Origin of the sequence: Streptomyces lydicus (genome assembly GCF_001729485.1) — a bacterium.
In the GTDB taxonomy this organism is placed as follows: Bacteria; Actinomycetota; Actinomycetes; order Streptomycetales; family Streptomycetaceae; genus Streptomyces; species Streptomyces lydicus_D.
Genome location: NZ_CP017157.1, coordinates 5561180 through 5581515, shown reverse-complemented (window position 1 = coordinate 5581515; position 20336 = coordinate 5561180). Strand labels below are relative to the sequence as shown.

Annotated in this window: 16 protein-coding genes and 1 pseudogene; 11 read left to right on the top strand and 6 right to left on the bottom strand. The window is 74.5% G+C overall.

Going from position 1 to position 20336, the window contains the following annotated elements:
- The first annotated feature begins 28 nt into the window (after window positions 1–28).
- Window positions 29–886 carry an alpha/beta fold hydrolase gene (locus SL103_RS24295; RefSeq protein WP_069571066.1) on the top strand — a complete coding sequence of 286 codons (858 nt, stop codon included), beginning with the start codon at window positions 29–31 and terminating at the stop codon, window positions 884–886.
- A 261-nt stretch (window positions 887–1147) separates the two neighbouring features.
- Here the strand turns inward: SL103_RS24295 and SL103_RS24290 are convergent, their stop codons facing one another.
- From SL103_RS24290 to SL103_RS24280, 3 genes are all read right to left on the bottom strand, one after another.
- Entirely contained in the window at window positions 1148–2023 is an 876-nt protein-coding gene (locus SL103_RS24290; RefSeq protein ID WP_069571065.1) for a class I SAM-dependent methyltransferase, read from the bottom strand.
- A gap of 289 nt (window positions 2024–2312) precedes the next feature.
- Complete coding sequence (locus tag SL103_RS24285) at window positions 2313–3194, bottom strand: serine hydrolase (protein ID WP_069571064.1); 882 nt, start codon at window positions 3192–3194, stop codon at window positions 2313–2315.
- Window positions 3195–3327: 133 nt separating this feature from the next.
- Window positions 3328–4203: a helix-turn-helix domain-containing protein gene (locus SL103_RS24280; protein WP_244304025.1), complete on the bottom strand. Its 876-nt coding sequence runs from the start codon at window positions 4201–4203 to the stop codon at window positions 3328–3330.
- A gap of 361 nt (window positions 4204–4564) precedes the next feature.
- Here SL103_RS24280 and SL103_RS24275 point away from each other — a divergent pair, with 361 nt between their 5' ends.
- From SL103_RS24275 to SL103_RS24255, 5 genes are all read left to right on the top strand, one after another.
- Window positions 4565–5398: a M55 family metallopeptidase gene (locus SL103_RS24275; protein WP_069571063.1), complete on the top strand. Its 834-nt coding sequence runs from the start codon at window positions 4565–4567 to the stop codon at window positions 5396–5398.
- A complete protein-coding gene (locus SL103_RS24270; protein ID WP_069571062.1) occupies window positions 5391–6755 on the top strand; it encodes a M20/M25/M40 family metallo-hydrolase in 1365 nt (454 codons plus the stop codon). The genes SL103_RS24275 and SL103_RS24270 overlap by 8 nt, the downstream gene beginning before the upstream one ends.
- A gap of 46 nt (window positions 6756–6801) precedes the next feature.
- Complete coding sequence (locus SL103_RS24265) at window positions 6802–8832, top strand: S9 family peptidase (protein ID WP_069571061.1); 2031 nt, start codon at window positions 6802–6804, stop codon at window positions 8830–8832.
- On the top strand, window positions 8829–9770 hold the full coding sequence (locus SL103_RS24260) for a S66 peptidase family protein (RefSeq protein WP_069571060.1): 942 nt from the start codon (window positions 8829–8831) through the stop codon (window positions 9768–9770). Before SL103_RS24265 ends, SL103_RS24260 begins: the two co-directional genes overlap by 4 nt.
- A gap of 177 nt (window positions 9771–9947) precedes the next feature.
- Window positions 9948–11768 carry a CocE/NonD family hydrolase gene (locus SL103_RS24255; RefSeq protein WP_244304024.1) on the top strand — a complete coding sequence of 607 codons (1821 nt, stop codon included), beginning with the start codon at window positions 9948–9950 and terminating at the stop codon, window positions 11766–11768.
- A gap of 115 nt (window positions 11769–11883) precedes the next feature.
- Here SL103_RS24255 and SL103_RS24250 read toward each other — a convergent pair whose 3' ends face one another.
- The 3 genes from SL103_RS24250 to SL103_RS24240 form a co-directional block, all read right to left on the bottom strand.
- Window positions 11884–12078, bottom strand: a complete 195-nt coding sequence (locus tag SL103_RS24250) for a ferredoxin (RefSeq protein WP_069571058.1) — start codon at window positions 12076–12078, stop codon at window positions 11884–11886.
- 35 nt (window positions 12079–12113) lie between these two features.
- On the bottom strand, window positions 12114–13301 hold the full coding sequence (locus SL103_RS24245) for a cytochrome P450 (RefSeq protein WP_069571057.1): 1188 nt from the start codon (window positions 13299–13301) through the stop codon (window positions 12114–12116).
- A 191-nt stretch (window positions 13302–13492) separates the two neighbouring features.
- Window positions 13493–14098 carry a TetR/AcrR family transcriptional regulator gene (locus SL103_RS24240; RefSeq protein WP_069571056.1) on the bottom strand — a complete coding sequence of 202 codons (606 nt, stop codon included), beginning with the start codon at window positions 14096–14098 and terminating at the stop codon, window positions 13493–13495.
- Between the two features lie 45 nt (window positions 14099–14143).
- Here SL103_RS24240 and SL103_RS24235 point away from each other — a divergent pair, with 45 nt between their 5' ends.
- The 5 genes and pseudogenes from SL103_RS24235 (at window position 14144) to SL103_RS24215 (ending at window position 20329) form a co-directional block, all read left to right on the top strand.
- Entirely contained in the window at window positions 14144–15040 is an 897-nt protein-coding gene (locus SL103_RS24235) for a DUF2867 domain-containing protein (protein WP_069571055.1), read from the top strand.
- A gap of 26 nt (window positions 15041–15066) precedes the next feature.
- Complete coding sequence (locus tag SL103_RS24230; RefSeq protein ID WP_069571054.1) at window positions 15067–16533, top strand: CoA transferase; 1467 nt, start codon at window positions 15067–15069, stop codon at window positions 16531–16533.
- A 48-nt stretch (window positions 16534–16581) separates the two neighbouring features.
- On the top strand, window positions 16582–17133 hold the full coding sequence (locus SL103_RS24225) for a GNAT family N-acetyltransferase (RefSeq protein WP_069571053.1): 552 nt from the start codon (window positions 16582–16584) through the stop codon (window positions 17131–17133).
- 152 nt (window positions 17134–17285) lie between these two features.
- Window positions 17286–18194 carry an arginase family protein gene (locus SL103_RS24220; RefSeq protein WP_069571052.1) on the top strand — a complete coding sequence of 303 codons (909 nt, stop codon included), beginning with the start codon at window positions 17286–17288 and terminating at the stop codon, window positions 18192–18194.
- Window positions 18195–18302: 108 nt separating this feature from the next.
- Window positions 18303–20329, top strand: a pseudogene (locus SL103_RS24215) (DUF5107 domain-containing protein).
- The last annotated feature ends 7 nt before the right edge of the window (window positions 20330–20336 follow it).

Sequence of the window (20336 nt, the reverse complement as noted above, 5' to 3'; positions counted from 1 at the left end):
ATCATCGTGCGGTGCCGAACATGGCGCCATGCCCACCTTCACCGCACCCGACGGCACCGCCCTCGCCTACCACCTCGTGGGGGAGGGCGAGCCGCTGCTCTGTCTCCCCGGTGGCCCCATGCGCGCCTCCGACTACCTCGGCGATCTGGGCGGCCTGTCGCGGCACCGCCGGCTGGTGCGGCTCGACCTGCGCGGCACCGGCGACTCCGGCGTCCCCGCCGACCCGGCGACCTACCGCTGTGACCGGCAGGTCGCCGACGTCGAGGCGCTGTGCGAGCACCTCGGGCTGCCCCGCGTCGACCTCCTCGCGCACTCCGCCGCCGGCGATCTCGCCCTGCTGTACGCGGCCCGTCACCCGCACCGTGTCCGCTCCCTCACCCTGGTCACCCCGCGTGCCCGCGCCCTGGGCGTGGACTTCACCGTCGAGCACCGCCGGGAGGCGGCCGACCTGCGCGCGGCCGAACCGTGGTTCCCCGGCGCCCGTGCCGCCTTCGACGCCGTCTGGACCGGTTCCGCGACCGACGCCGAATGGGACGCCGCGACGCCCTTCTTCTACGGCCGTTGGGACGCCGCCGCCCGGGCGCACGCCGCCGACGAGGTGGCCCGGACCAACGAGCCGGCCGCGGAGCGCTACGCCGCGGCCGGCGCCTTCGACCCGGCGGCCGCCCGCGCCGCCCTCGCCTGGCTGGCGGCCCCGGTCCTGGTCCTGGCCGGCGCATGGGACGGCGGCCCGCTGCCCCGTGTCGCCGCCACCGTGGCCGAGGCGTTCCCACGCGGCGAACTGACCGTCCTGCCGGACACCGGCCACTACCCGTGGCTCGACGACCCCGCCGCCTTCTCCGCGACCGTGGCGGCCTTCCTCGGCGCGGCGGCAACGGAGAGCTGAAGGGTCGAACTGCCCTGGTTCGTAACGAAGTTAGGGGAATCGGAACGCGGACGGGGCGGCCCTGGTGAGGGGGTGGTGCCGTGGTGGGGCCCCTCACCGGGATGCCCCCGGCGCTGCCCTGCGCGCACGAGTTGCGCGCCATCGGCGTCCCGGTCCTCGCACCGCTCGCCGGCCGGGGCAGCGTGCACGGCGCCGAGCGGGCCGCGGCCCGGCGCGTACGCCGGGCCGCGGTCGAGGTGTGGCCGGAGGTGTCACATGCGATCAGTGGTGCGTGTCCGGAGCGGATCGCCGGGCGGGTGGCGGAGTTTCTCCGGGGCGTGGGTCGGCGCCGAAACGGAGCCGGGTGATGAGCGGGCGGTCGCCGCGGAGCAGCGGCAGGGTCCCGGCGCGCGGCGCGAGGTAGCCGACCAGGCCGCGGCCGGCAGGCAGGGGGACGTCGGTCACCTCCGTGACGGCGGGGTGGACGGTGTGCAGCTGGTGGCGCTCGGATGCGTCCATGCCCCAGGACATGGCGGGCAGACGATGGCCGCCCGGTCCCTTCGCGCCGGCGCGGGTGCGGGCGCTGAAACGTCGGGAGACGGTGTCGAACACCATCGTGCCGCCGGGGAACGCCCCGGCGCAGGCGGCGAGCAGCCCGATGGCCTGGGCCCGCTGGAGGTACATCAGCAGGCCCTGCGCGGTCACCAGCACCCCGCGGGAGGCGTCGACGTGCGCCAGCCACGTGGTGGCGCGGACGTCGCAGGCGATGAGCCGCTGCCGGGGCCCGTGCGGCAGGACGCGCTCGCGCAGCGCCAGCGGGCCGGCCAGATCGACGCTGACCCATCGGACGCTGCCGTTGTCCACCCGCCAGAACTGGGTCTCCAGCCCCTCGCCGAGGGCGATCACCGTGCCGTCCGGGTGGAGGGCGAGGAAGTCGCGCACGACCCGGTCGAAGCCAAGGGCGCGCAGGGCGATGGCCTGTGCCACCCAGGGGCGGACGGTGCCCAGCCGCTCCTCGAAGGGGAACTCCAGCTCGGCGACGAGCTGTACGGCGTGGGGGTCGGGCAGCACCGTGTCGGGGCGGGCTGCTTCGGCGGCCCGGTGATGGAGCGTCCACAACGCCGTCTCGGGAACTCCGGTGAGGTCTGCCTGCGTCATTGGGCGTTGATATCGCCGTTCGGCGGCCCGCGGGGGCGAACGCGCGGCGGGTCACCCGGGCGAGTGCACAGTCGCACCCTGTGGGGGAGATCGCGGGGGAGTCATGACCGAGGGCGGTGCCGCCCGCGCGGAGCGGCGCCGACCGCGGCCGGCCGGCGGCTGTCCGGGCGTGAACTGATCGCGCTGCTACGGGAGTTCGCCGGTGATCAGGCGCGGCGGCGGGGGCGTGCCGGTCTCGCGCTGCCGGGACGGCGGCCCCCGCGTGGAGCCGGCCGGTGCCGGCCGGGGGTCAGCCCTGGAGGTCGCGGTGGACGACGCGGGCGGCGCTCTCGACGGTGGTCACGCCGTCGCCCATGGTGCGGCTTCCGGTCGAGAGGACGGCCATCCCGTAGTCGTGACCGTTGTCGGTGAAGGTGCCGACGCTGTGCACCCGCCAGCCGCCGGTCGTGCGCGGCAGCCAGCCGTTCTTGACGTGCACGCTCGCCGAGGCCGGGGCGCCGGCGGGGACGCCCCAGCGCTGGTCGGGGGCGACCCGGTGCATCAGGTCGAGCGCATAGCCGCGGGAGGACGGGGTGAGCACCGTGTTGTCCGTGGTGAGCAGCTGCATCAGCGTGAGCTGGTCGGCGGCGGTGATCTGGGTCAGGCCCCAGGACCCGCCCTGACCGGGAACGGTGTCCCGCATCCCGGCCAGGGCCAGGAAGTGTCGGACCGCGGCGGGCCCGAGCCGGTGCCACAGCGCGTCGGTCGCGGCGTTGTCCGACTTGGTGATCATGGCGGTGGTCAGCCGGACCTCCTGCGGGGTCAGCGCGCGGTGCGCCTCCTGGGCCTGCCGCAGCAGCGCTCCGAGCACGGTGACCTTGACCACGCTCGCCGAGTCGAAGCGGGAGCCGGCCCGGAACTCGCAGTGCGTCCCGGTGTGCCGGTCGTAGACGGCCAGCGCCGAGGCGCCCTGGCGGCCGTCGAGGGCTTCGGCGAGGTCGCGGGACAGCGTCGGGGCCAGCCCGGGCTTCTTCGAGGTGCACACGACCTTGCTGCCGCCGAGCGGGGCGTCGGCGGTGTCGGCCGCGGCCGAGGCGGAGGAGGCCGAGGTGAGCACCGTGAGCAGCGATCCGGCGGCCGCCGCCGCGGCCAGCCCGCGGCGCGTCCAGGTCGAGGTGCGGGTTCCGTGCATGAGGCTGGACGATACGTGGCGCACGAACGGGCACCCCGGGCGAGTGGGGTGAATTGTCCATATTTGCGGCGTGTGGTGGCGTGTGACATTCGCCAAACCGGACAGATCGGGGCGGGCTGCCCGGAGGGGCCTCCTAGGGCCGCGGTACGGGGCGTCGCTGGCGGGGGACCCGGCGGGCCGCGGCCGCCCGGCGGTGGTGGGCGCCCGCGATCAACCGCCGGCAGCGCAGCGCCATCTCGATCTCGAAGCGGGTGCGCGGATCACGGAGCCGGGCGCCGAACAGCTTCTCCAACTGGCGCATCCGGTAGCGCACCGTCTGCGGATGGATGCTGAGCGCCTTGGCCACCTCGGGTGCCCCCATGCCGCCCAGCCACGCCAGCAGCGTGGCCTCCAGCCGCTCGCACCGCTCCGCCGACAGTCCCGCGAGCGGGCTCAGGCGGCGGGCGATCAGGGTGCGGGCCAGCGATTCGTCCTCCAGCAGGACCAGCGAGGAGAGGTGGTCGTCGACGAACATCACGCCGGCGTCGGGACCGTCGTGCGCGCAGGCCAGGTCCAGCAGCCGGGACGCCGCGCGTACGGAGGCCGCGGCGTCCCGTGCCGGCACGGCGTGACCGACCGCGGCCGCGCGGTGGCGCAGTACGCCCTTGAGCCTGGCCCGCCCGTCCGGGCCGTCGGCGAGCGCGCCGGGGATCAGCAGCCCGGGCGCCTCGTCGGGGCCGCTCACGAGGCAGTCGCCCAGCGCGGACGCGACGAGGTGGATGTCGGTACCGGTGCGCAGCATGACCGCCCGCACGGTCTCGGGCAGCGGCCGGCCGCCGCGCAGCACCTCCGCGATCAGCCGGGTGACCTGGGTGTGGGCGCCGTGTTCCAGCAATTCCCGGAAGCGCGGATTGCGCTCGCAAAGGGCTTGGGTGATCAGTTCGGTGAGCCTGGACAGCTGCTCTTCATCGGTGTCGGCCCGCGTGTCGTCGGGCTGCGCTAACCGAACGCCGTTGACTGCGTTGCTCATGTTTCTGCCTCTGTCTCATCATGTGGGAGGCCGGTCCGGCATGTTCTACCTCACCGGGCAAGTGCCGTCGGCAGCTGACAGAAGTCCGTCGGTACTCGATCGGAATTCTGGCGGAAGTCCTTCCGCTTTGCGACAGAAACTGTGTGGGATCCTGCGCCACACGAGCATTCGGGGACTCCGGAGCCCTGCTGTGAGTGGTGTTGCGGTCAACGGCGGGGCCCGCAAAGGGGTCGGACGGGGCGTCACCCGCACGCGCCTGGTTAGGGTGGACAGTCCCACCCGGCGCCTCTCGAAACCGTTGTGAACGAGTGATGTCAGGACTCGTGCGTACCGCCTCCTACCTGCGATAGGACTGGTGAATGTGAAGATCCTCATCTCCGCCGACATGGAAGGCGCGACCGGTGTGACCTGGCCCGCCGACGTGCTTCCCGGTACGCCGCAGTGGGAGCGCTGCCGCCATATGTTCACGTCCGACGTGAATGCGGCGATTGCCGGATTCTTCGACGGCGGCGCCGATGAGGTCCTGGTCAACGAGGCCCACTGGTCCATGCGCAATCTGCTGCTGGAACAGCTCGACGAGCGGGCGCAGATGCTCACCGGCAAGCACAAGTCGCTGAGCATGGTCGAGGGCGTCCAGCACGGCGACGTCGACGGCATCGCCTTCGTCGGCTACCACACCGGGGCCGGCACCGAGGGCGTCCTCGCGCACACCTACCTCGCCAACTCGCTCACCGGCGTCTGGGTCGACGGCACCCGGGCGAGCGAGGGCCACCTCAACTCCCTTGTGGTCGCCGAGTACGGCGTGCCCGTCGTGCTGGTCACCGGCGACGACCGCACCTGCCAGGACGCCCTGGGCTACGCCCCGCAGGCCCCCGGCGTGGCGGTCAAGGACTATGTGTCGCGCTACGCCGCGGTCTGCCGGCCCCCGGCCCGCACGGCCGCCGACATCCGGGCCGCCGCCCGCAAGGGCGCGGCGCTCGCGGTACGCCACGAACCGGTCCGCGGCGGCCCGTTCCGCTTCGAGTTGGAGTTCGACGCCGAGCATCTGGTGGGCGCGGCGACCTGCGTGCCCGGCGTGGAGCGCAGCGGGGAACGCCGCGTGGCGTATACCAGTCAGAACATGTACGAAGCCATCCGGTGCTTCAAGACGGTGACCACCGTCGTCTCGTCGGCCGTGGAGGAACAATATGGCTGAGGTCGCAAGGACCGCGGACCCCGTCGCCGGGCAGGCGTCCGGGGTGGACCGGCAGGCGCTGGACGAGGTGGTGCGCTTCACCTCCGACCTGATCCGGATCGACACCAGCAACGCCGGCGACGGCGCCTGCCGCGAGCGCCCGGCCGCCGAGTACGTCGCCGAGCGGCTGGCCGACGCGGGCATCGAACCGACGCTGCTGGAGCGCAGCAAGGGCCGTACCAACGTCGTCGCCCGGATCGCCGGCACCGACCCCGCGGCGGACGCGCTGCTGGTCCACGGCCATCTGGACGTGGTGCCCGCCGAGCCCGCCGACTGGAGCGTGCACCCCTTCTCCGGGGAGGTCCGCGACGGCGTGGTCTGGGGCCGGGGCGCCATCGACATGAAGAACATGGACGCGATGGTGCTCGCCGCCGTACGGCAGTGGGCGCGCACCGGCGTGCGGCCGCGGCGGGACATCGTGCTGGCCTTCACCGCCGACGAGGAGGCCAGCGCCGAGGACGGCTCGGGCTTCCTGGCCGACCACCACCCCGGCCTCTTCGAGGGCTGCACCGAAGGCATCAGCGAGTCCGGGGCCTTCACCTTCCACGCCGGCGGCGGGATGCAGCTCTACCCGATCGCGGCCGGCGAGCGCGGTACCGCCTGGCTGAAGCTGACCGCCCGCGGCCGGGCCGGGCACGGCTCGAAGGTCAACCGCGACAACGCCGTCAGCCGGATCGCCGCCGCCGTCGCCCGGATCGGCGAGCACGAGTGGCCGGTCCGGCTCACCCCGACCGTGCGGGCCGCGCTGCGCGAACTCGCCGCGCTGCACGCCATCGAGGTGGACGTCGAGGCACCGGACTGCGACGTCGACGCGCTGCTGGGCAAGCTCGGCCCGTCCGCCAAACTGGTCGAGCCGACCGTCCGCAACAGCGCCAACCCGACGATGCTGACGGCGGGTTACAAGGTCAATGTCATCCCGGGGTCGGCCGTCGCCTACGTGGACGGCCGGGTGGTCCCCGGCGGCGAGGCGGAGTTCCGCACGACCATGGACGAACTCACCGGGCCCGAGGTCAGCTGGGACTACCACCACGGCGAGGTCGCCCTGGAAGCCCCGGTCGACTCCCCGACCTTCGCCGCGATGCGGGCGTCGATCGAACGCTTCGACCCGGACGGCCACGTCGTGCCGTACTGCATGTCCGGCGGCACGGACGCCAAGCAGTTCTCCCGGCTGGGCATCACCGGCTACGGCTTCTCGCCGCTGAAGCTGCCCGAGGGCTTCGACTACCAGGCGCTCTTCCACGGCGTGGACGAGTGCGTACCGGTCGAGGGACTGCACTTCGGGGTCCGGGTGCTCGATCACTTCCTGCGCGCGGCCTGACCCCGCGCCGCGCACTGCCCGACCGGTGGACGAGAGGAATCGCACCATGGTCACCACTGCCCCCTACGGCACCTGGCCGTCGCCGGTGGACGCCCGCACGGTCGCGGCGCACGACGGCCGGCCGGCGTTCGTCGGCACGGTCGGCGACGAGGTGTGGTGGACCGAGCCGCGGCCCGCCGAGGGCGGCCGGCGGGACCTGGTCCGCCGCCGGCCCGACGGCCGGTGCGAATCGGTGCTGCCCGCGCCCTGGAACGTCCGCAGCCGGGTGCTGGAGTACGGCGGCCAGCCCTGGGCCGGCACGGTCACCGCGCGCGGCCCGCTCGTCGTCTTCAGCGACTTCGCCGACCAGCGGCTCTACGCCTACGAACCCGACAGCGGCGCCGCGCCGCGCCCGCTCACCCCGCTCTCCGGCACCGGCGGCGGACTGCGCTGGGCCGATCCGGTGCTGTGCCCGGAGCGCGGCGAGGTGTGGTGCGTCCTGGAGGAGTTCACCGGAGACCGGCCGACCGAGGTGCGCCGGGTGGTCGCGGCCGTGCCGCTCGACGGCTCGGCAGCCGAACAACGTGACTCGGTAAGGGAGTTGAGTGACGACCGGCACCGCTTCGTGACCGGCCCGCGGCTCTCCCCCGACGGGCGGCGGGTCGCCTGGCTCGCCTGGGACCACCCGCACATGCCCTGGGACGGCACCCTGGTGATGCTGGGCCAGGTCACCGCCGAGGGCACGGTCAAGGACGTCCGGCCGGTCGCCGGGGCCCTGGGCGGCTCCGGCACGCCGGGCGGCGGCGGGAGCGGTGAGTCCGTCCCGCAGGTCGAGTGGGCCCCGGACGGTTCCCTGCTGTGCGCCTCGGACCTCGGCGGCTGGTGGGAGCTGCAGCGCCTCGACCTCGACGCGGCCGGCGACGGCGCGCCGGTGCGCCACGCCCTGTGCCCCGGCCGGCAGGAGGAGTTCGCCGGCCCGCTGTGGAACCTCGGACAGCGCTGGTTCCTGCCGCTGGAGAACGGCACCCTCGCGGTCATCCACGGCCGCGGCGCCACCGCACTCGGCATCCTCGACCCGGTCGCCGGGGACCTCGTCGACGCGGTGGGTCCGTGGACGGAGTGGGCGTCCACCCTCGCCGCGCACGGCAGCCGGGTCATCGGCATCGCCGCCGGCCCGCACAGCTCGTACGAGATCGTCGAGCTGGACACCTGCACCGGCCGCGCCCGGGTGATCGCCCGCCGGCACGTCGACGTCGTCGACCCCGCCTACTACCCCCGGCCCCGGAGCCGTACCTTCCGCGGCCCCGACGGACGGGAGGTGCACGCCCACATCCATCCGCCGCACCACCCCGACCACACCGCCCCCGAGGGCGAGTTGCCGCCCTTCGTGGTGTGGGCGCACGGCGGTCCCACCAGCCACGCCCCGATGGTGCTCGACCTGGAGATCGCGTACTTCACCTCCCGCGGCATCGGCGTCGCCGAGGTCAACTACGGCGGCTCGACGGGCTACGGCCGCGCCTACCGCGAGCGGCTGCGCGGGCAGTGGGGCGTGGTGGACGTCGAGGACTGCGCCGCCGTCGCCCGGGCGCTCGCCGACGAGGGCACCGCCGACCCCGCTCGGCTGGCCCTCCGCGGCGGCAGCGCCGGCGGCTGGACCACGGCCGCCTCGCTGACCGCCACCGACCTCTACGCCTGCGGCACCATCAGCTACCCCGTCCTGGACCTGGCCGGCTGGGCCACCGGTGAGACCCATGACTTCGAATCGCAGTACCTGGAGTCGCTGATCGGCCCGCTCGCCGACGTCCCCGACCGCTACCGCGAACGCTCGCCGCTGCACCGCGCCGACCGGATCACCGCCCCGTTCCTGCTGCTCCAGGGCCTGGACGACGTGATCTGCCCGCCCGCCCAGTGCGACCGCTTCCTCGCCGCGGTGGCCGGGCGGGGCATCCCGCACGCCTATCTGACGTTCCCCGGTGAGGGGCACGGCTTCCGCCGCGCGGACACCATCGTCCGGGCGGTCGAGGCCGAACTCTCCCTCTACGCCCAGACCTTCGGCTTCCGCCGCGACGACGTACCCGCACTGGAGCTGCACCGATGACGACCGCGCCGGCCGACGGGCTGCGCCGGCCGCCGCGGCTGCGGGCCGGCGACCGGGTGGTGGTGCTCGCGCCCAGCGGCCCGATCCTGCCGGAGCGACTGGACCGCGGCCTGGACGTGCTGCGCGGCTGGGACCTCGACCCGGTGCCCGCGCCCCACGTCCGGGACGTCCACCCCGTCCTGGGGCACCTCGCGGGCGGCGACGCGGACCGGGCCCGCGACTTCCAGGACGCCTGGTGCGACCCGTCCGTCAAGGCGGTGTTCGCGGCGCGCGGCGGCTACGGCGCTCAGCGGATGGTCGACCTGCTGGACTGGGACGCCCTCCGCGCCGCGGCCCCCAAACCGCTGATCGGCTTCAGCGACGTCACCGTGCTGCACGAGGCGTTCGCGGTCCGCGCCGGGGTGTCCACCCTGCACGGGCCGGCCGTCGCGGGTGAGGTCTTCCTCAAGGACGACGCCACCCGCGAGCAGCTGCGCCGCACGCTCTTCGCGCCGGAGACCGTCCGCACGCTCGTCTCCCCGGCGTCCCGGCCGCTGGTGCCCGGGCGCGCCCGCGGGATCACCGCGGGCGGCTGTCTGGCCATGCTCGCCAGCGAGTTGGGCACGCCGCGGGCCCGCCCCGGCGCGGCGGGCGCCCTGCTGCTCCTGGAGGACGTCGGGGAGCCGCCGTACCGCATCGACCGGGCGTTGACCCAGCTGCTGCGCGCCGGCTGGCTGGACGGCGTCGCCGGGATCGTGCTCGGCTCCTGGGCGCAGTGCGGTCCCTACGAACGGGTGCGGGAGGTGCTGGTGGACCGGCTGGGCGGCCTCGGCGTGCCGGTCGCCGAGGAGTTCGGCTTCGGGCACGGCGCGTCCGCGCTGACCGTTCCGCTGGGCGTCGCCGCCGAGCTGGACGCCACGGCGGGCACCCTCCGCTGCGCCGCCCCGGCGCTCACCTGACCCCGGCGGACCGCCGCCGCACGGTACGTCCCAACTCCGCCCCGCCCAGGGGACGGTGGTGAACTGACGTCCTAACGGAGACTCGTGCCGGGAGCGTTGACACGTCTGTTACTCGTGTCACAACATGAGCGCGCCGTTACCGACTGGTTGGTACGACGTGTCCTTGTGGAGGTCCTGGTGCCCAGCGAGTCCCGAGCCGTGTCCCGCCCCGTACTCCGCGCGTCCCTCGCCCTGCTGACCGCCGGTGCCCTCGCCGCGCCCCTCCTCGGGACCGCCCCCGCGGCCACGGCCGCCGACCCGTACACCGTCACCGCCCTGAAGGTCACCGTCCGCGCCGGGCAGCGCACCTGCGCCCTGGACGCGGACGTCTACCGCCCGGCCGACGTCGATGCCGCGCACCCGGCGCCCGCCGTGCTCACCACCAACGGCTTCGGGGGCAGCAAGGCCGACGGCTCGACCGATGTCATCGCCAAGTCCTTCGCCACCCGCGGCTATGTGGCGCTGGCCTGGTCCGGTCTCGGCTTCGGCAAGACGGGGTGCCCGATCTCGCTCGACGACCCGCGGATCGACGGCCGGGCGGTGAGCGGGCTGCTCGACCTGCTGGCCGGCACCCGTACGGCCGACAACGGCACCCGCATCGACTACGTCGTCAAGGACGGCGCGGGCGATCCGCGGGCCGGGATGGTCGGCGGCTCCTACGGCGGCGCGATCCAGCTGGCCACCGCGGCGGTCGACCACCGCGTCGACGCCCTGGTCCCGCTCATCACCTGGAACGACCTCTCCTACTCCCTCGACCCGGACAACGCCGGCCGGACGCACGGGGTGAGCGGGCCGCTGCCCGGTGCGTACAAGTGGCAGTGGACCAACGGGTTCTTCCTGCTCGGCGAGGCGCAGGGGCTGCTGCACCCGAACCTGGACCGGACGCGGGCCGGCGGCGCGGGCTGTCTGCACTTCGTCGCGCGGGCCTGCGAGACCAAGCGGCTGCTGGATTCGGGCCGCTATCCGGCCCGGCAGACCAAGGCGATGCTCGACTACGCGCGCAGCGTCTCCCCGGTGTCCTACCTGAAGTCGGTGAAGGCGCCGACGCTGCTGGTCCAGGGCCAGGCCGACACCCTCTTCAACCTCAACGAGGCGACCGCCACCTACCGTGCCCTCACCGCACAGGGCACCCCGGCCGGGATGATCTGGCAGTCGTGGGGCCACAGCGGGGGCATGAAGAACCCGGCGAAGGGCGAACTCGACCTGGCGAAGGGCAACTTGTCGGACAGCTACGTCGGGCGGCGGATCCTTTCCTGGTTCGACCGGTATCTGCGCCACCGCACGGCGGCCGGCACCGGCCCGGCGTTCGCGTACTACCGCGACTGGGTGACCGGCGGGTCCGCCTACGGGACCGCGTCCGACGTCCCCGCGGCGAACCTGCGGCTCTACCTCTCCGGTGACGGCAAGCTCGTCGGCGCGCGCGGCAAGGTGGCGCGCGGCAGCCGTACGTACCGCAATCTGCGGATCGCCACCAGTCACTCGGAGAGTTCGCTGTCGGGCCTGCTCGGGCTCAAGGACCCCGAGCCGTACGACGCCAAAGGCACCTTCCTGGACTGGACGTCCGCGCCGGTGACCGGCCGTCCGGTGGACGTGGTGGGGGCGCCCAGGGTGACGCTGAAGGTGGTTTCGCCGCGGACCGAGCAGGTGCAGAACTCCGCGGACGCGGCCGACAAGCTGGTGCTCTTCGCCAAGCTCTACGACGTCGCGCCGGACGGCGGGAAGACGCTGGTGCACCGGTTGGTGGCCCCGGCCCGGGTGCCCGATGTGACCCGGCGGTTCACCGTGGAACTGCCGGGCATCGTGCACCGCTACGGGCCGGGGCACCGACTGCGCCTCGTCATCGCCGCCAGCGACGACGCCTATGCGGGCAATCTCGGCGTGAAGCCGGTGACGGTCACCAGCACGCCCGAGGACACCGGGGTCCTCGAACTGCCCGTCACACAAGGGGTGTTGCGGTAGCGGATGAGGTGGATGCCGTAGGGATGAGGTCAGGGGCGGCGGGTGCCGGGTGCGCCGCGGGGGCCGGGGTCGGCGCTCCGCGCGCAGCGGCCGCACCGGCCGCGGAGGGGGTGGCTCAGTCGTCCGTGACCGTGATGGCCTGCACGGGGCAGGCGCGGGCGGCCTCCCGCACCAGCGGGTCGCCCGCGCCGTCCTCGCGGCCGGGCAGCAGGGCGCCGAAACCGTCGTCGTCCTGGGTGAACACCCCCGGGGCGGTCAGGGCGCACTGGCCGGCGCCGATACAGACGTTGCTGTCGATGGTGATCCGCATTCCGGACCCCTTTCGGTCGTCTGCCGACCTGGCCGCTACCAGGCCAGCGGCAGTTCGATCATTCCTTGCAGAGTGTCCCCCGGCTTGAACGGAATCTCGGCAGCCGGGACGGCGAGTCGCAGATCCGGGATCCTGGTGAACAGGGAGCGCAGGGCGATCTCCATCTCGGCCCGGGCGAGGTTCTGCCCCAGGCACTGGTGGATGCCGAAACCGAACGCGACGTGGTGGCGGGCGGAGCGGCCGAGGTCCAGCCGGTCCGGGGACGGATAGGCCGTGTCGTCCCGGTTGATCAGGGACGTGGGGAACAGCACCCCGTCGTCGGCGCGGATCACCGACCCGCCGATCTCGATGTCCTCCTTCGCCACCCGCAGCATGCCGTCGGCGATCGACAGGAACCGCAGCAGCTCCTCGACGGCGGCCGGCACCAGGCTGTCCTCGGCCTTCAGCCGCGTCAGCTGCTCGGGGTGTTCGAGGAGGGTGAAGGTGCCGAGCGAGATCATGTTGGCGGTGGTCTCGTGGCCGGCCACCAGCAGGATCATGGCGAGCCGGACCAGCTCCTCGTGCTCCAGGGAGCCGGTCCGCAGCCGGTCCGCGATCAGCTCGTCGAGCAGTCCGTCGCCCGGGTCCTTCTCCTTGTGCGCGATCAGCCCGGTGAAGTACTCCTCCAGCGCGATCCGGGCGTCCTCCGCCTCGTCGGCCGTCCGTCCGCGCAGCAGGCGCCGGGACTCCTCCTCGAAGAACTCGTGGTCCGCGTACGGGACGCCGAGCAGCGAGCAGATCACCATCGACGGGACCGGCAACGCGAAGGCGGAGACCAGCTCGGCGGGCGGGCCCTGCGCCAGCATCCGGTCGAGCAGTTCGTCCACGATCCGCTGGATCTCCGGCCGCAGGGCGGCCACCCGCTTGGTGCTGAAGCTGGGGATCAGCATCCGGCGCTGGGTGTTGTGCTCCGGGTCGTCCACCCCGATCAGCGGTGTGCGCACCCGGCGGAGCGCCGCGAAGCGCTCGACCGGTATCGGGAAGGCCGGGTTCTGCCGGTCGGCCGACAGCCGCTGGTCGCTCAGCAGCGTCCGGGCCTCGGCGTGGCCGGTCACCGCCCACACCTTGCGGCCGTCGTAGAACGTGACATGGGCCAGCGGCCCGGCCTCGCGCAGCGGCCGGTAGCCGGCCGGCGGGTGGTACGGACAGGTGCGGTCCTGGAAGTAGGGGATTGCTTCGGTCACGAAATCCTCCCGTGCCCGAGCGGGTTGGAGTGGACTCCAACCCGCTCGTGGGTGAGATGTCAACGCTGAAGCACGCCGTATTGGCCGCGCTGATCTCCACTTCATGCCGGGGGCACCGGAATCGTCTACGCGCAGTTCGGCCAACTTGGTTAATTTCTGGACGAGTTCGGCCCTTTCGCCTCCTCCGGGGATCAGGCCGGGCGCGCCAGCGTGTCGATCACGCCGTCGAGATAGCGCTCGCGCGCGGCGCCGGCCGGCAGGCTCTGCGGGACCGCGTGTCCGAGCTGGGTGTGGCCGAGGTAGGCGGTGTACGCGAGCAGGGCGCGGCGGCGCGCCTCGTCCTCGGTGAACCCCAACTCGGCGAACAGCGAGGCGACATAGTCGATCCGCCGCTCGGTGACCCGGGCGAGCGCCGCGGCGACCCGCGGCTGGCCCGCGGTGGCGAGCAGGGAGACCTCCAGGGGGTCTTCCGCGGCTCCGTCCGAGGCCCGCCGCAGCAGCCGGCGCAACCGCCCGACGGGGTCGGGTTCGACCTCGACCTCGGTGATCACGGCCTCCGTGCCGATCTCCTCCCAGCGCTCCAGTGCCGCCTCGATCAGCGCCTCTCGATTGGCGAAGTGCCAGTAGAAACTGCCCTTCGTCGTGCCCAGCCGGGCGGCCAGCGGCTCCACCGCCACCGCCGCGAGACCGCCCTCCCCGATAGCCGTCAGGGCCGCGTCGGCCCAGTCCCGGGCGGTCAGCCGCTGCCGTGCCGAGCCGCCGCCCGCTTCCCTCGCCCGCTGTCGCGCCATGTCCATACGCTACCGTACGGTCAAACATACGCAACCGTATGGAGGCGCTCCGTGCGTACCGTCAGAGACGTCCATGCCCGCATCGTCGCCGCCCCGGCCGAGGCCGTCGGCGCGCTGCTCGACCGGCTCGGCGGCGACCGGGACCCGCTCTTCCCGACCCCCGTCTGGCCGGCCATGCGCCTCGACCGCCCGCTGGGCGTCGGCGCCGACGGCGGACACGGCCCCGTCCGTTACCGCGTCGACGCCTACGAGCCCGGGCGCCGCATCCGCTTCGCCTTCACCGGCGGCCAGGACGGCTGGCACGAGGTCACCGTGCGGCCGCTGACGCCCGACAGCTGCCGGGTGGAACACCTGCTGCAGAGCCAACTCCCTTTCGCTCGCAGCCTGTTGTGGTCACTGCTGACCCGTGCCGTGCACGGCACGGTCGTCGAGGAGCTCTTCGACAACCTCGAACGGGCCGCCACCGGCCGCGCCCCGGCCGCCCCGGCCCGCCGGCCGGCCCGCGTCCGGCTGCTGCACCGGCTGCGCTGGGCACGCCCCCGCGCCGTCGACCTCCCCGCCGCCGCCCGGCTGGCCCACCGGGCCTTCCCGCGCACCGACTTCCGGGACGCCTGGCAGATGGCGCTGCTGCCGGGGATGCCGCGCGAACCGGAAGCCTGGGAGGGCGTGCTGCGGGGCGCGTCCTTCCCGGTCGTCGGGCGGGCCGGCGGGGAGATCCTGCTCGGCCGGGACGCCCGCCACCTGGACTTCCGCGCCTCGATCCTCGTCGCGGACGGCACCGTCACGCTCGGCACGGTCGTCCGCCTCCACAACACCGCCGGCCGGCTCTACTTCGCCGTGGTACGCCGCGTCCACCCGGTCATGGCCCGGCTGATGCTGCGCCGCGTGCACCGACGGATGGCACTCACCGCACCGAGCGCGGCGGAACGGGAAGCGGCGCGGGCCTGAATCCGGCGCCGTGCCACACTGCCCGCATGGAGCAACGGGGCAGCGGTGCGCGGGACGGTACGGAGCAGGCGTGGCGGGCGCTCGGCGGCGACCAGGCGCTGACCGCACGGATCTCCTACGGCGGGCCTCCCGGCCTGCTGCCGGCCCGGCTCCCCGTCATGGAGCTGGCCCGGGCGACGGTCGCGGTCTGCGCGCTGGCCGCCGCCGAACTGGCCGCCCGGCGGGACGGCGGCCCGGTCCCCGCCGTACGGGTCGACGACGGCGCGGTCGCCACCGCCTTCCTCAGCGAGCGCCGGCTGCGGATCGACGGCCGCGCCCCCGCCTCGTTCGCGCCGCTCTCCCGGTTCTGGCGCACCGCCGACGGCTGGGTGCGCACCCACGCCAACTACCCGCACCACCGCGCCCGGTTGCTGCGCGCCCTGGACCTGCCCGCCACCGCCGGGGTGCCGGAGGCCGGGGCCGCGCTGGCCGACCGCCGCGCCGAGGAGATCGAGGAGACCGTCCACGCGGCGGGCGGCCTCGCCGTGGCGGCCCGCAGCCCCGAGGAGTGGGCGGCGCACCCGCAGGGCGTGGCGGTGGCGGCCCACCCGCTGCTGACCCTCGAAGCCCTCGACGGCCCGGGCACCCCGGGCGCCGGCGCACCGCCGCGCCTGCTGCCGGCGACGGCCGGAGGGGTGACGCTGCCGGCCGCCGGGCTCCGGGTCCTCGATCTCACCCGTGTCATCGCCGGCCCGGTCGCCACCCGCACCCTCGCCCTGCTCGGTGCGGACGTACTGCGGATCGACGCGCCGCAGCTGCCGGAGAGCCAGGACGCCCACAGCGACACCGGCTTCGGCAAGCGTTCCACCGCGCTGGACCTCGGCTCGCGGACCGGCCGGGCCGTCTTCGAGGAGCTGCTGGCCGACGCCGACGTCGTGGTGACCGGCTACCGCCCGGGCGCACTGGACCGCTTCGGCCTCGCCCCGGAGGCGCTGGCCGCACGCCGCCCCGGCCTGGTCGTGGCCCGGCTGTCCGCCTGGGGCGACGACGGACCGTGGGCCGGGCGCCGCGGCTTCGACAGCCTGGTGCAGGTGGCCACCGGCATCGCCGTCGTCGAGGCGGGTCCCGGCTCCGGGGACGCGCCCGGGAGCGCCGGCGGAGCGAGGTCCGGCGGCACCCCCGGCGCCCTGCCCGCCCAGGCACTGGACCACGGCACCGGCTACCTCCTGGCCGCCGCGGTACTGCGCGCCCTGACCGAACGGACCCGCACCGGCGGCTCCTTCCTCGCCACCCTCGCGCTGGCCCGCACCGCCCGGTGGCTGACCCACGGCCTCGCCCCGGCGGACCCGGCCGACGGCGACGCCGGCCACGACCCCGCGCCCCACCTGCGGGAGACCGACAGCCCGCTCGGCCGGCTGCGGTACGCCCTGCCGCCCGTCACCTTCGACGGTTCCCCGGCCACCTGGGCGACCCCACCGGGCCACCTGTCGGCCGACGCGCCGGTGTGGCGGTAGCCGCGTACCGCTGGCGGGCCCCCGCCGCCGCTCCGTACGCTCTTGCGAATGACGACCAGCGACCGCTATCTGGCACGGGGCCCACGGGTCGGTATCCGGCCCTTCACCGCCGCCGACCGGGAAGAGTTCACCACCGCCGTGCGGGAGAGCACCGCACTGCACCGCCCCTGGCTCTTCCCGCCGACCACCGGCGACGCCTACGACAGCTACCTGCACCGGCTTCAGGAACCCACCCGCGAAGGCTTCCTGATCTGCGAACTCCCCGGCGGCCGGATCGCCGGCTACCTCACCGTCAACAACATCGTGCACGGCGCCTTCCGCTGCGGCGCGATCGGCTACGGCGCCTTCGCGCACGCGGCGGGCCGCGGCCTGATGAGCGAGGGCCTGCGCCTCGTGCTGCGGTACGCGTTCACCGAGCTGGGCCTGCACCGGTTGGAGGTCAACATCCAGCCGGCCAACGAGCAGTCGATCGCCCTGGTCAAGCGGGCCGGCTTCCGCCTGGAGGGCTTCTCCCCGGACTTCCTCTTCATCGACGGCGCCTGGCGCGACCACGAGCGCTGGGCCATCACCAGCGAGATGATCGAGGAAGGGACGGCCTGATCCCGGGCCGCCGCACCGCCCCGGCTCTCCAACCGGCTTGATCCGGCGGACCACTGACGGCCCTTCGGCCGGCGCCGCTGCCCTGTCGAGCCGGTCCGGCGGATCTTCCCGAGTCCCCGCCGCTCCCCGGAGACCTGTGTGACGATCTTCGTATGCGCCGCACCATACTCATCGATGCCCCCTCCAACCTGGGCCTCCGGCCGCCCGCGCCCGGATGCGTCCCCGGCTGCTACAAGCTCGCCGGAGCACTGCGCGAGCAGGGACTGCTGCGCCGGCTCGGCGCGCTGGAGGGCGGGGTGGTGGTGCCGCCGCGCTACGACCTGGGGGAGTGGCGGGAGGGGGAGGACGGGGACTTCAACGCCGCCGCCCTCGCCGGCTACACCCGCAAGCTGGCCGGACGCGTCGAGCGGCACGTACGCGACGGCGACTTCCCCGTGGTGCTCGGCGGGGACTGCAGCATCCTGCTCGGCGCCGTGCTCGCACTGCGGAGGCTGGGCCGCTACGGCGTGGCCTATGTGGACGGGCACGGCGACTTCCGGCACCCGGGGAACGTCGCCGTGTCGGGCCCGCTGGGGGCCGCCGCCGGCGAGGGCGTCGCGCAGATCACCGGGCGCGGGCAGGCGGACCTCACCGACATCGACGGACTGCGGCCGTACGTCCGCGACGCCGACGTGTGCGTGCTGGGCATCCGCGACGCGGACGAGGACCAGGCGGAGCTGGCCGGGCTCGGCATCCGCCACACCCCGGTCGGCGCGATCCGGCGGCGCGGCGCGGACGCGGTGGCCCGCGACACGCTGAAGCACCTCCAGAGCCCGCCGCTCGACGGCTTCTGGATCCACCTCGACGCGGACGTCCTCGACCCCTCCGTCATGCCAGCCGTCGACAGCCCCGACCCCGGCGGCCTGCTGACCGATGAACTGCGCGCACTGCTCGCCCCGTTGGCCGCCTCGCCGCGCTGCGCCGGCGTCAACGTCACGATCTACGACCCGGACCGCGACCCGTCGGGGGACGGCGCCGCCCTGCTCGCCGGCCTCCTTGAGGACGTCTTTGCGCAACCCTGACCGCACCTGGCCGCGAACGGCCCTGTTCAGACCGACGGGCACGAGGTTCCATGGTCAACAGGAGGCCGCCGCAGCCGGGGTGGCCCGGTCCAGCATTGCGAGGCAGCCGTGGCCACGAGTGTGCGACGCACCACCCTGACCCTTCCCGCCGCCCCCTCGGTCCGGACAACCCGCTCCCCGCCCTCCGCGGCGGCCACGACCCGCACCGCGTCGACGTACCCGAGGACGCCGGGCTGCCCGCCGACATGGCCCGGCAGCTCGGCTACCGGCCGCTGCGCTCGGTCCTGCCGACCCGGATGCGCGACGGCTACGGCCGGGACCGCCGCAGCACCGACCTCGACGCGCTGGTCCTGGAGAACGACCGGTTGCGCGCCACCGTCCTGCCCGGCCTCGGCGGCCGGGTGCACTCCCTGCACCACAAGCCGACCGGCCGCGAACTGCTCTACCGCAACCCGGTTCTCCAGCCCGCGGCCTTCGCGCTCAACGGCGCCTGGTTCTCCGGCGGCATCGAGTGGAACATCGGCGCCACCGGCCACACCACTCTCTCCTGCGCCCCGCTGCACGCCGCCCGCGTGCCCGCCCCGGACGGCGGGGAGATGCTGCGGCTGTGGGAGTGGGAGCGGCTGCGCGACCTGCCCTTCCAGGTCGACCTGTGGCTGCCCGACGGCTCGGACTTCCTCCACGTGGGCGTACGGATCCGCAATCCGCACCACCACACAGCCGCCGTCTACTGGTGGTCCAACACCGCGGTCCCCGAGGCGCCCGGCAGCCGCGTCCTGGCACCGGCCGCGGAAGCCTGGCACTTCGGCTACGAACGGACCCTGCGGCGCGTCCCGGTCCCGGAGCACGACGGCACGGACCGGACCTACCCGCTGCGCAGCGAGTTCCCCGCCGACTACTTCTACGACCTGCCCGACGGCGCCCGCCGCTGGATCACCTCGCTCGACTCCGGCGGCCACGGCCTGGTGCAGACCTCCACCGACACGCTGCGCGGCCGCAAGCTCTTCCTGTGGGGCGCAGGGCGGGCCGGGCGGCGCTGGCAGCGCTGGCTCACCGAGCCGGGCACCGGTGGCTACGCCGAGATCCAGGCCGGGCTGGCCCGTACCCAGCTGGAGCATCTGCCGCTCGACGGCGGCGCCGAGTTCAGCTGGCTGGAGGCGTACGGGCCGCTGGCGGCCGACCCGTCGACCGTGCACGGCACGGACTGGGCGGCCGCCCGTGGCGAGGTCGCGGAGCGACTGGAGGAGGCCCTGCCGCGGGCGGATGTCGACGCCGCCTACGCGGCCTGGCTGCCGTACGCCGACCGGGAACCCAAGGAATCGCTGGCCACCGGCTCCGGCTGGGGCGCGCTGGAGGTCGCCAGGGCGGGCCTGGACCTGCCCGGCACACCGTTCGCCGCGGCCACCCTCGGACCCGAGCAGGAACCCTGGCTGACGCTGCTGCGGACCGGGACCCTGCCCGCCGAAGAACCCCTGCCCGGCGCGGCGTTGACGGCGCCGGCCTGGCGCGATCTGCTGGAGTCCGCGCCGTCCGGCCCGGCCACCGACTACCACCTGGGCCTCGCCCAGTGGCAGGCCGGGGACCGCGCCCAGGCCGCCCGCAGCTGGGAGCGCGCGCTCGCCCACGGCGCCGGCGCGCTGCCGCTGTACTGCCTGGCCGTCGCCGAGTCCGCCGCGGGCGAGCCGGCCCGGGCCGCCGACCGGTACGCGGAGGCCGCTGCCGCCGCGGCCCGCGCGGAGGCGGCGGACGGCCCGCACACCCGCGTCCGGCACGCGGTGCGCACCGCGCTCGCCCGGGAGGCCGTCCCCGCCCTGCTCGCCGTCGGCCGGACCGAGGCCGCCGACGCGCTGCTGGCGGGGCTGCCACGGGCCGAACGGGACCGCGGATGCTTCCGGTTGCTGACCGCCCGGGTCCGGCTCGCCCAGGGGCGGCCGGCCGCCGCCCGGGAGATCTTCGACGCCGGTTTCGAGATCGCCGATCTGCGGGAGGGCGACGAGACGCTCGGCGACACCTGGTACGCCATCGCCGAGCGACTGGTCGCGGACGGCGGCCCGGTCACCGAGGACGTCCGCGCCCGCGCCCGCGCCGAGCACCCGCTCCCCGAGCGGTACGAGTACCGGATGCGGCCGGTGTAGCCCGCCG